Source organism: Pseudomonas sp. Pseusp97, from assembly GCF_047304025.1.
Taxonomy (GTDB): Bacteria; Pseudomonadota; Gammaproteobacteria; order Pseudomonadales; family Pseudomonadaceae; genus Pseudomonas.
The window spans coordinates 1-11551 of the sequence record NZ_JBGLYK010000030.1; the positions used below are offsets into that span (position 1 = coordinate 1).

The following is an 11551-nucleotide window of genomic DNA, read 5'->3' on the forward strand; positions in this document are numbered from 1 at the left end:
GCGCACGCGGTTGTGGTTGAAGCCCACCAGCTCCTCGGCCTGGAAGCCACTGATCTCCACGAAGTCCGGGTTCACATGGGTGACCGCGCCCTTGAGATCGGTGGTGGAGAGGATGTTGGCGTCGGCCAGCACTTCCACCTGGCGCCCGCTGACGGGCAGGTTGAGCTTCATCGCTGGTGCTCCAGGCGGGTCTGGAACAGTTGCTCCGGCGCCAGCGGCTTGCTGAACAGGAAGCCCTGGGCGTGGCGGCAACCTTCCTGGCGCAGGAAGTCGAGGTGTTCCTGGCGCTCCACACCTTCGGCCACCACTTCCAGGCCGAGGCTATGGCCCAGGCCGATGATCGCCCGGCAGATGGCGCTGAGCTCCGGGTCGTCCGGCACGCGGGTGATGAAGCTGCGGTCAACCTTGAGGATGTGCAGCGGGTAGCGCTTGAGGTAGCCCAGCGAGGAATAGCCGGTGCCGAAATCGTCCAGCGCCAGGCGTACGCCCTCGGCGGCCAGTTCGCGCAGGCAGGCGAGGGTTTCCGCGCCGTCCTGCATCAGCAGGCTTTCGGTGATTTCCAGCACCAGGCTGCGTGGCGACAGGCCGCTCTCGGCAAGAATCTGCTGCACCCGCGCGGCGAATCCCGGCTGCTGCAGCTGCCGGCTCGACAGGTTGACCGAGCAGTACAGGTTGCGATGCCCCTGGCTCTGCCACAGCACCGTCTGCCGGCAGGCCTGGCGCAGCACCCAGTCGCCGACCGGAACGATCTCGCCGGATTCCTCCAGCGCCGGGATGAAGTCCAGCGGCGAAATCGACTGGTCGTCGTGCTTCCAGCGCAGCAGCACTTCCACCGCTTCCCAGTGCGGCGAGTCGCGGTCCAGGCGGACGATGGGCTGGTAGTGCAGGCTGAATTCCTCGCGGCGCAGCGCCTGGGCCAGTGCGCTTTCCAGGTCCAGCCGGCGTTGCGCCTCGGCCTGCAGCTCCAGGCTGAAGCGCGCGTACTGCGCCTTGCCGGCCTCCTTGGCGCGGTACAGCGCGAGGTCGGCGGCCTGCAGCGTGTCGATGGCCTGGCCGTCGGTCATCAGTCCGGTGATGCCGATGCTGGCGCTGACTACCAGCGTGCGTCCGTCCACATGCAGCGGCTGGCGCAGGCAGTCGAGCATGCGTTGCGCGACCTGCTCGGCGTCCGCCAGGCTGGCCAGATCGTCCAGTAGCACGACGAACTCGTCGCCGCCGAAGCGCGCCAGGTGGTCGCCCGGCCGCAGGCAGCGCAGCAGGCGCTGGGAGACCTCCACCAGCACGCGGTCGCCGACTGCATGGCCGAGGCTGTCGTTGATCAGCTTGAAGCGGTCCAGGTCGATGAACAGCAGGCCGGACTCGCGCGCGCCGGGGCGGCGCTGGCGCATCAGGGCCTGCTGCAGCAGCTCGTCCAGGCGCAGGCGGTTGCCCAGGCCGGTGAGCGGGTCGTGCCGCGCCGCGTGACTGAGCTGGTGCTCGCTGGCCTTGTGCTGGCTGATGTCGGTCTGCGAGCCGGCCATCCGTCCGTCGGTGATCACGCCGCGCGCCAGCACCCAGAGGTAATTGCCGTCGCGCTGGCGGATACGGTACTCGTGGCTGAGCAGCGCGCTGCTGCCGCGCAGGTGCGCGTCGATGGCCTTGCGCAGGCCGGGCAGGTCGTCCGGGTGCACGCGGGCGAACCAGCTGGTGCTGCCTTCGCCGAGGTTGTCGCGGGACAGGCCGAGCATGCGTGCCCAGCGCTCGGAGACGTAGAGGCGGTCATTGCCAAGGTCCCAGTCCCAGATGCCGTCATTGGCGCCACGCAGGGCGCGGGCATAGCGCGCCTCGCTGTCTTCCAGCGCCTGGCGCTGGGCGGCGCCGTAGGTGTCGATGGCCAGCGACATGTCGAAGAACACCCGCTTGAGCAGGCTGGCGTAGGTCCTGGCTTGCGGCGCATCGCCCATCAGGTCGGCGAGCATCTGGTCGAGGTACAGGCGATAGGCGCCCAGGTACCACTTCAGCTCGACGCCGACCTGCTGGTGCACCAGCCCGATGCGCAGGCGATCGCGCACGTAGTCGGCATCCTGCGGGGCGTCCCACAGCTGCCGGTAGTATTCGAACTGGCTGCATTTGAGCCGCGCCAGCGTCGCCGGCTCGGCGAGGATCGCCCCCAGCGGCGGGTAGTTGCGCAGGTGGTCGTAGAGCTGCTCGATGAAGCGCTGGTGGCAGCCTTCCAGTTCGGCGGCGCGGCCATGGAGAAGGTCACCGTCCTCCTGTCGCCATTCCAGGTAACTCAGGCGCTGTTCGACTTCCATCGTCGACAGGCCGATGCGCTCGAGCACGCTATCGAGCTTGGGTCCCAGGCCCATGTTCGGCTCCTTGCGGGGTCTGCTGTTTTTATCGGGCATGAAAAAAGCGCCGGCCGGTCATCCCGTCGAAATCGAGGATGACCAACTCGGCGCTTTGTCTTGCAGGTCCACAAGTCCTGCCCGGCAAAGCCAGCTTCCGCAACGCGGAACGCGGGTGGTTTGTCTTTTACACCAGGGAACGAGGGCCAGACAACTCCTGCAATGCACCGCTCAATCGCTGGCGCAGTTCGCCCAGCTCGCGAGAGCGGAAGGCATGCCGGGTGCGCTCCAGCACGCCGATGGCATCGGCCAGCAGCGCGAGCATTCGCGCCGATTCGCTCAAGGGCGCTTCCTTGAACCATCGGCACAAAGGGGCCTGCTCGCAGTCGCGCGGCCCTTCCATTACCGCGCAGGGCAGTTCATAGGCGGCCAGCAGCGCCCGAACCTGGCGCGCCAGCGCCGGGTCGTGGGAGGTGACCAGCAACTGGACCGGATACCGGTGGAGAGTCATGGCGGGGATCACTCATATCAGGGATACGCCAAATGTAATCGGTAGTGGCTATCTGATATTGACTTTTGTCATGCCGGTGCAAGCTTGCGTGACGCGCCGACGGATGGCGTGAATCGGCTCGCATTGCGGTGTCGGGAGACTGCCAGAAACGCGCGGTGACGTCGGGCGTATAACCGGGAACAGGTTATCCGACGGACCCTTGGCGGGCGGATAACGCTGGTGCGTTATGCGCCCTACATGCTGGAAGAGCAGGCAAAACGTACCGGCTGACACCGAGGTTACTTCTCGCTCCGAACGGTCCCCTCTCCGTAACCCTGGCTGCGCGCTCCGCTCCGAAGGGAGAGGGGACCGGAGGGGCCGGCTGAAACCACGGCATCAGCCGGCAGGAACTGCTCCCTCTCCCTTCAGGGAGAGGGGACTGGAGGGTGCCGGCTGAAACCACGGTATCAGCCGGCAGGAACTGCTCCCTCTCCCTTCAGGGAGAGGGCGGGGGAGAGGGCCGCCACCTGCACTGTGCTTCACAGGGGGCTTCGATGCTTTAACGAGGTGCTCAGGCGGCGTGGAACGATGGGTATCGCTTCGCTCCACGCCATCCTACGGAGTGCGAGCAGGGCATCAGTGCAGCGAGCGCACCTGGTTTTCCATGATGCGCACCGCATCGGTCCAGCGCACCCAGACCTTGCCCTGCCAGTCCATCACGCTGGTGGGCTGGCCTTCGATCTGCTCCATGCGCCGGCGCGGCAGGTGCGGGTTGTTCTGCTGCGCATCGCGCAGCGCCGGCAGCACTTCCGTGCTGATCCACTGGCGCAGGCTGCGGTTCTCCGGGTGATAGAAGTGCACCAGCAGCAGCGCGTAGAGGCCGCTTTCGCTGACCAGATAGAGTTTCTCCGCCGAGCCGGCCAGAAGCTCGTGGCGAAGCTGGTCCGGGTCGAGCTTGCTGGTCACCCGCTCGCCGAGGTGGCTATTGGTCAGCTTGGCCAGATCGCGCAGGACGAACCACGCCTGGCGCTCGATGAGCAGCCCGCGCAGGCGACGGTTATAGCGTTGGAACACAGTGGGAATCAGGCCTTCGTCGGCCGACATCGAATCGGAAAACTTCATGCTGTCTCTCCATGTACGTCCAGAAGCCGCCGCCCGAACAACCATGGAGGGAGGCGGACCGTGCAAGGGTGGAATACCGAGACATACAGGAAGCTCAGCCGAGCCGAAGCTCGCCTCACACGATCCGCCATGGACTGCCAGATGACACTGACTGCTTTTCCGCCAATGCACCTGCCATGACGCGTGTAACGCAACCTGTATGTCTTCAGGATTCCACTCCTGGCCACAGCAAGCCGTGGCAGGCAGAACGCTACGCAGGGGTCTTGTAGGACAGCAATGCAGTTTGGGCGTAGGGCGATTCGGTAAATACCATCCCACGACGATGAACTTCCAGTTCAAGCCCGCAAGAACAGTGCTCGTCGGCTTTCCTCCAGAGCAAATTGACTGACTCAAATAGTAGTGTGTATGGTACACACTGCTGAGTCGCCGGGAGAGCGAGGATGCGCAGCAGGGAAATCATCGAACTGCTGATCGAGGATGGTTGGCTGGAGATCGGCTGCAACGGTAGCCACCACCAGTTCAAGCATCCCGAAAAGCCCGGCAAGGTCACCGTGCCGCACCCCCAGGCGAGTCTGCCCAAAGGCACGGTGAACAGCATCCTCAAGCAGGCCGGTTTGAAACCCTGCCGGTCGGACCCCACCCATTGAGCTGCGCTATGGCGTAGCGGGAGCCACCCATGAAATTCCCTGTCGTGCTCCACAAGGACACGGACAGCGACTACGGCGTCACCCTTCCCGACGTACCCGGCTGCTATTCCGCCGGCTGCACCGTCGACGAGGCGCTGGATAACGCCAAGGAGGCGCTGGCCCTGCATTTCGAGGGCCTGGTGGCCGATGGCGAAGAACTGCCCCAGGCGCAGTCCATCGACCAGCACCTGACCAACCCGGACTACGCCGGCGGCGTCTGGGCGGTCATCGAATTCGACGTCACGCCCTACCTCGGCAAGGCCGTTCGCTTCAACGCCACGCTGCCCGAACACCTGCTGCAACGCATCGACGACCGCGTCAGCAAGGACCAGCGCTACAGCTCCCGCTCCGGCTTCCTCGCTACCGCCGCGTTGCGCGAGCTGGCGCAATCCTGATCGCAGAACGCCAGAAACGAAAAAGCCGCGCATCTGCGCGGCTTTTTGCTGAAAGGGTGGTGGGCCCACACGGACTTGAACCGTGGACCAAAGGATTATGAGTTGCCTGGAGACGCTGCAAGCCCAGTGAAATCGGGCGTAGCCTAGCGCAGGTACAGTTAGCTGAAAGTACCACCGTAGATGGGTTTGAGCGTAATTGAGGTAAGTCTTCCAAAGCTAGGCACTATACCGTCAGTGTACCGATATTTGTACCATTGAGAATGGGGTACAGTGAGACCTAGAGCTGGTCGGGAACCTGGGCTTCAAGCCTCTTCTCCGGCACTGGCACTACTTCTGGTTCCGACTCCGTCTCGTTGCCTGCGCTTGGCTCTTGATGTTGTCTGGCCTCTACGATTGACAGGTAGTTTTGCCTGATCGCTTCCCAGCTCATGAAATGTCCATGGACAAAATGCACAAACCTGCCCATTAGACTCTTCAGAAGAGACTGGTCATCGATGCTCAGCTGAGCCATATGGTGCACCGCATTAGCCAGCCGGAACTCAGCGCTGCCGCTACCGGACAAGGCGAGATAAAGGCTTATGCCGTGGTTGAACACATGCGAGGAGTAGTTCATCCAAGGGCTGTACCTTGAGGTGATCGCCAGGGCCTTGTTATCAAGTAGATGGTTAAGGTGCAGATAAATAGTGCTTAGCAGCATTTCCGGGCGTCCTTCAGCGGCAAAGATTTCACGCCCATGAGTCTGAATGATCTTGAAAAGGATAAATCCAGACAGAGTGCTCGGGGTGCTAGCCAAGCGATAGATATCTTGGAACGTGAGCGGCAGTGGAAGCGCGCCTAAAGCGTAGAGCATTAATGCGTGACGCCTTTGTTCGAAATCAAACGGTGCGTTCACCATCGCTCTAAGCAAGACTGCTTGGATATTCACTAAAGGATGACCTTTCACATTGTGAAGGGCACCAAAAGTCCCATCCATACAGAACCATGGAATCTTGTTGGCTATCGAGAGCTGCATTGCGTCATAAACTGTAGCGTCGACGGCATCTTTGACCGTGAATGCATCAAGCTCTTCATCATGCATAGCTGGCCGCACAACGGTAATGTTGTCCAGAATCAGGCGTAAGTTTTCAAGTACGTGAGCATCCCGCTCACGTAAGTCCGATGCTGTTGTTCGGACAAGTCTCCCGCCATCTGTAAGGCCCAAGAGCATAAAATGCTCGTCAGAGATTTCACTGAGAAACGCCTCAAGTGTCTCTTTCGTGGTCGCAGGGGCGACGAGCGAAATACCAGTACCTAGTAAGTATCCGGCAATATTTGTAACCGCTAGGTAGCTGATGCTGTAGGCATCAAGCACGACTGCAGTCGGCTCCGTGTCTCCTATATCGCATAATGGCGACTTAGGGACTCGTTGGTCAGTCCAGCAGTTCATAGCTGCCTTGAAGGCATCCGATGGATATAGCGCATGACCACGCAGGTACAACGGAATAGCCTCCATCGTCTGCAGATTCACGCGCCTCTCCGCACCCTTCGCCATTTTTTCTTCTAAGAAGGGGATGAGCTCGTCAGGGTCAGACGGCATGTGCATCATCACGAAGCAATCACTGCCGTCGTTGTGGACGTGACGCAACGTTAATGCGATCCGTACGCAGGCCACATAAGGTGGAAGGCGCTCTTCCACCTTGTAGGTAGCCATGTTCAAGTTTTCGATATCGCCCTGCGACAGCTTCTGCAACAACTGCCCTACCTGACTGGACGCCTTCAGGGTGCACTCGCTACCCTCCAGCTCATCATCGATAATCAGCCGAACCAAGGTGTCACCCTCATGGGTGTACTGGACGGCCGCCAGGCATCGCTCTACCGAAGGCGAAACCTGCATGGGCTCAGTCTTCCGGTTACTAAGGCCGAAATGGAAATTGACTAGATCGACCGCATGACTGCGGGGGTCCTCAATCATCCATTTAACCCACTGGGATTCTGCTCGCTTGAAGCTACCAGCGAGTGCCAGAAAAAAGAGGATGCCCTTCACTTCGCGTGAGGGGTTCAGCAACACCGAATCCGGAACTCGTTCATGGAATATTCGTTGCTCTTCCAGGCTACGATAGCGGCCAAGGAGGTAGCAACGCCGGTACCAGGCATAAGGTCGCGTAGGCGCAAGTTCGATCATCGACTCACTGAACTTGATCGCTAGGTCGATATCGCCGCCACGTTCAGCTTGCACCGATTGGAAGCTCAGCAGTGTTACTGATTGATCGGCGCCTTTGACCCGAGCGATAACTTCGTCAAAGGTCTTGTTCTGTCCGGCCTCCTGCAAGCAGTGCAGGTAAGTCAAAACATAGGGCGAAGGCCAAAGCTCATGGCTAGGCGTCACATGCGTCGTGAGCTTGAGCGCCATATGTGGCAGATTGAGGGCGAGTAATTTCTCAGCGATTTCGAAGAGGCCGGTTGGTGCGATGGTGTGGAGTGCACCCTCCCACTCGGTGGTGAACCGGTCTACATGTTCACTTACCTCACGCCGATGGGCTGGGCTATCGTCTTGATCCGGACGTCGAAAAATATCCGCAACCAGCCTGATATAGGCCTCTTCCATTTCGGAGGCCCCGGCCAATATTCGCTCGCGACTCAGCCACTCACCAAGCTCGGACGGATTGGCCAGATTGATAAATGGACCTACTTCTTCTAGTTGGTGCGTGCTCGCCTCAAGAAATTGTCGGCACCATGCCTGCCTCTTTTGCGGGTCTCCATACGCTGCCTGTAAATCCCTCTCAGCCTGCGGAAGGCACGTATCGTCGCCAGCCAGCGCCTTGCACCTAGCAATTACCTCGGATCTGTTCGGGTCTAAGTGCTGAACACGCTTTTTCAACGCTTCGAGCAGCTCGGCGGATTGGTATTGATATATGTTGAGAATCGAGCAGCTAAGGTCATGGACTCGCCCGTCGGTACCCGACTCATCAAGAAGTCGAATGGCCATATCTCTGAGCTTGTCTACCTGCTCCTTCACCTCCGGGCGGTTCAGCCAAAAGTGGTGTCCAGCAAGGTCCGGATTGAGTGCAATGCCTGTAGCTATTGCCAAGAGCACTCTGGCGTTGTAGGAGCCATAGAGTGAGTTCAGGCGTGATGCCAGCTCAAGCGCCAGATTTGCTGCGCGCAGCCGAATAGCCCCTTCAACAGCACCGGTCAGTACACCCTCCGTGGGGAGGCTTCTTACGGCCGTCCGTATTTGCTCTTCGTCCGCGTAACAACGCAGATACGCTTCCTGGGAGTAAGCGCCCGGTGAGGACTCAGACAAATAAAGGTCTTTTGCCTCTCCCTCACGTGCGGTGCGGTAGGACAGTTGCAGCAGAGCGGCTTGGCAAACGTCTCTGATGATAGGGTTTGTGGCGCGTGAAACAATCCTTGCGACGGTTGCCCAGGCAGCGTCCTGATCTTGAGCTTCGACGAGCCCCCCATAGATAGAAATGACCTCTACCAGCGCAGCAGATTCTGGCTCTCGCTGCGCGATCGCCTTGAGCATGACTATCTGGGTCTTGGCTGTTGTCTTGTCCTTTTGCCGAAGACTTTCAAACACCAACTCCATGGGAGCGACGAGGTCTGCCGGGGCAAGCGACTTGATCTCATTGATGATCTTGTCGCGGCCGATATTGTCCCCATCACCGCTGTGATGTTGCTCAATAGAGGTCACTCGCGCTAATCCTCGCGGCTCAATTAACTATTTTGTTTCCACCTACGTTGTCGCCGCTGCCGCTGTGGGTCTGGTTAACGGTGGTTATAGTGGACGGTGCAACCAGAGCGGCCTTCGCGTTGATGTCGCGGATCAGCGTGGAGATTGTCTGAGACTGATCGAGTTGTTGGGAGATCGCTTTTTCACTCAGCCCATCGTGGAGATCAAGCTTTGCAAGCTCGCCAGCAACGGCTTCGGCGACTAAGTCCTCCTTGATCCATTGGCCCAGTCGATCCTTCAGTACGCCAGCACTGAGTTTCAGACCGTTCTTCAGGACGTCGTAAACAGTACTTGTGATGACTCCGGTGGTAATGAAGTCCATTTCGGACACTCCTTTATGTGACGGATTGACAGTAGCCGGCTGGGTTGAAGGGGGAGGCGTTGGAGTAAATCAGGCTCTGAGGCAAAAGCAGTCAGCGAAAGCTCGGCATCTTAAAAAAGAGTAGTTGGGGGCAGGCTACGATTTTCAAGCCTTTCTGCATTTCAAAGACTCTGCATCGTCCGACACTTGGGAAACGCCGAGCATCCCCAAAACTGCTGCCCTGCTTTTGCCCCCGATTTAACGGTGCGTATCAGCAGCGCACTGCCGCATTTCGGGCATTGCCGCTCGGCTGTCGGATCATTACGCCGCTTGAGGTTTTGAACATGCTCGCGGCTCGTGGCGAGGCTAGGCGCGCGTCGCCCGGTTTGCAGCGCATGTAGCATCGCGCCGACTTCAGTCTCGCTGAATACCGGCTGCTGGAATGACTTGATATAGCGGATAAAGCCGATGTCCTGGGTCACGTTGGCTGGCACCTCGGTCTTGAAGGTGCTGCCGCCCACGAAGGTGATGACTGAGTGCAGGTGCTCGGGGCTAATGCCAAGGGTGGCTTCCAGCGCTTTGAGATGTTTGTAGTTCTGCCGCAGCGGGTTCTGGAATTTGAAGGTGTGTTTGTAGAGCTTCTGAGTCCACTGCGTCTGCTTCTCGCTGCCGAAGATCCAGCCGCTCATGTTCTTCGTTTCCAGCACGAAGATGCCATAGGGCGAGAGGAATACGTGGTCGATCTGCGTCGTGCCGTCCGGCGTGTTCAGGGTGACATTGTGCAGGCGGCGGTAGGTCTGCTTATCCAGTTGCCAGTGGGCAAACAGCCGCACCAGGAGTTCGCCCATGTGCCCCTTGGCCCAAGACGATTTGAGCAGGCCGACCAGCAGTGCAGCCGGGATAATCCAAGCCAGCATGCCCCAGACCTGGGCGATGAGGGGAGTGAAGTCCATTTCCTGTCCCTGGGTAATCCTGTGTTAACCGGATAGTACCGAAACTTGGCGTAATGGCACGATAGTATCGCAGCGCGGATGGTGCGCTGCTTTGTCGCTGCGGGTTAGCCTTGAGCGGGTGCTGAATGCTGTATCTGATAGCGCGTGCTGCGCCCGCCGCCTGGGAGGCGGGCAAGGCAGCCTTTCTCTACGAGGTCGCTCAGGTGTCGCGTGGCGGTAGCTTTCGAGACTTTGGCCACGGCCTGATACTGGGCGGCGCTGATGCCGTTCTCGAAACCCTGTTCGCCGCCATCGAGCAGGCGGTTAAGCACTTTGATCTGCTCGGCAGACAAGGCTTGGCTGCGGTGCGTCTGCCAGAAGCGCGCCTTGACCAGCACGCGGTCGATTCGAGTCAGGGCCTGCTCCAGGCTCTTGAGCAACGTTGCGAGGAACCATTGCAGCCACGCGGTGATGTCCAGCGCGCCTTTCTGGGTCGCTTCCAGGATGCGGTAGTAGCCGGCGCGGTCATCGAGGATGCTCGCTGACATGGCGTAGAAGCGGATGGCTTGCTGTTCGCCTTGGGCCAGCGCCAGGTCGGTGATCGCGCGGGTGAGTCTGCCGTTGCCGTCATCGAAGGGATGCAGGGTAACGAACCAGAAGTGTGCAATGCCGGCGCGCAGAAACGGGTCGAAGTTTGCGTCGCTGCGACTATTCTCGAACCAACTGAGAAAGTCCCCCAGTTGCTTTTCCAGACCTGTGCGCGGGGGCGCCTCGAAATGCACGGTAGGGCGGTCGAGGCGGCCGGAAACGACCTGCATGGGCTCCTCGCCGCGCAACATGCCGATGCCTAGCGGGCGGGGCAGCAGGTGGTCGTCGCTGGGGAACAACCAGCCATGCCACTTGAACAGCCGCTGCAGATCGAGTGGCTGCTGGTAGGCGCGGGTGGCATCGAGCATCAGTTCTGCCAGGCCTTCCGAGCTTGGGGTGGTCCGGCCTTCTTCATTCAGCCCCAGGCGCCGCGCCAGGGATGAACGCACCGAGCCGACATTCAGTTGCTCACCTTCGATGGCGGATGAGGTGACGATGTTCTGCAGCAGGGCATCCAGACTGCTCTGTGCTTCGGTGTCACTGCCTACGGCGCCCAACATTCCGAGCAAGCGGCCCTGTGCCTGGCTGCAAGCGCGTAGCAGCGGTGCGAGCGCATCGGCTTGCCAGCTGAAGTGCGGCCAGGTGGGCTGCTGCCAGATCCAGAGAGGGTCGTTCATGAGGGCTCGCCTGTGAGCCGATTGGTGGGTTTATTCGGCTCATTTGGTGAGCCGATTGTGCCGGCTATTCGGCTCACTGTCTAATCTTTAACCAGGCTGTATGGTTTGCAGGGCGCGCTTCGCCAATGTCGTTACGCGTGGGGAGGTCTTACGGTGGGCAGGCGGGAAGAACCCCGTGATGGACAGCAGAAACGAAAAAGCCGCGCATCCGCGCGGCTTTTTGCTGAAAGGGTGGTGGGCCCACACGGACTTGAACCGTGGACCAAAGGATTATGAGTCCTCTGCTCTAACCAACTGAGCTATAGGCCCCCAGAAGGC

The 11551-nt window shown here is 60.1% G+C and carries 10 protein-coding genes and 1 tRNA gene; 2 read left to right on the forward strand and 9 right to left on the reverse strand.

The window, feature by feature from the left end; all coding sequences use genetic code 11:
* The 4 genes from ACCC94_RS08435 to ACCC94_RS08450 form a co-directional block, all read right to left on the reverse strand.
* A partial coding sequence (locus ACCC94_RS08435) for a PAS domain S-box protein (RefSeq protein ID WP_413348906.1) occupies nt 1–171 on the reverse strand: 171 nt, incomplete at its 3' end.
* A complete protein-coding gene (locus ACCC94_RS08440) occupies nt 168–2348 on the reverse strand; it encodes a putative bifunctional diguanylate cyclase/phosphodiesterase (protein WP_413348863.1) in 2181 nt (726 codons plus the stop codon). The genes ACCC94_RS08435 and ACCC94_RS08440, both read right to left, overlap by 4 nt.
* Nucleotides 2349–2514: 166 nt before the next feature.
* The gene (locus tag ACCC94_RS08445) at nt 2515–2838 is read right to left on the reverse strand and encodes a hypothetical protein (RefSeq protein ID WP_413348864.1); all 324 of its coding nucleotides are present in this window, start codon (nt 2836–2838) and stop codon (nt 2515–2517) included.
* 615 nt (nt 2839–3453) lie between these two features.
* Nucleotides 3454–3939, reverse strand: a complete 486-nt coding sequence (locus ACCC94_RS08450) for a Bro-N domain-containing protein (protein WP_413348866.1) — start codon at nt 3937–3939, stop codon at nt 3454–3456.
* Between the two features lie 440 nt (nt 3940–4379).
* On the opposite strand from ACCC94_RS08450, the gene ACCC94_RS08455 reads away from it, so the two are divergent.
* Together ACCC94_RS08455 and ACCC94_RS08460 are read left to right on the forward strand one after the other, a co-directional pair.
* A complete protein-coding gene (locus ACCC94_RS08455; RefSeq protein ID WP_413348867.1) occupies nt 4380–4586 on the forward strand; it encodes a type II toxin-antitoxin system HicA family toxin in 207 nt (68 codons plus the stop codon).
* Nucleotides 4587–4615: 29 nt separating this feature from the next.
* The gene (locus ACCC94_RS08460; protein ID WP_413348869.1) at nt 4616–5020 is read left to right on the forward strand and encodes a type II toxin-antitoxin system HicB family antitoxin; all 405 of its coding nucleotides are present in this window, start codon (nt 4616–4618) and stop codon (nt 5018–5020) included.
* A 277-nt stretch (nt 5021–5297) separates the two neighbouring features.
* Here ACCC94_RS08460 and ACCC94_RS08465 read toward each other — a convergent pair whose 3' ends face one another.
* The 5 genes from ACCC94_RS08465 to ACCC94_RS08485 form a co-directional block, all read right to left on the reverse strand.
* Nucleotides 5298–8696, reverse strand: coding sequence for a PIN domain-containing protein (locus ACCC94_RS08465; protein ID WP_413348871.1), 3399 nt, complete (start codon nt 8694–8696; stop codon nt 5298–5300).
* 19 nt (nt 8697–8715) lie between these two features.
* On the reverse strand, nt 8716–9057 hold the full coding sequence (locus tag ACCC94_RS08470; RefSeq protein ID WP_413348872.1) for a hypothetical protein: 342 nt from the start codon (nt 9055–9057) through the stop codon (nt 8716–8718).
* Nucleotides 9058–9218: 161 nt separating this feature from the next.
* Nucleotides 9219–9989 carry an NERD domain-containing protein gene (locus tag ACCC94_RS08475; protein ID WP_413348873.1) on the reverse strand — a complete coding sequence of 257 codons (771 nt, stop codon included), beginning with the start codon at nt 9987–9989 and terminating at the stop codon, nt 9219–9221.
* 104 nt (nt 9990–10093) lie between these two features.
* A complete protein-coding gene (locus tag ACCC94_RS08480; RefSeq protein WP_413348874.1) occupies nt 10094–11233 on the reverse strand; it encodes a Fic family protein in 1140 nt (379 codons plus the stop codon).
* 232 nt (nt 11234–11465) lie between these two features.
* Nucleotides 11466–11542, reverse strand: a tRNA-Ile gene (locus tag ACCC94_RS08485).
* Nucleotides 11543–11551: the final 9 nt, after the last annotated feature.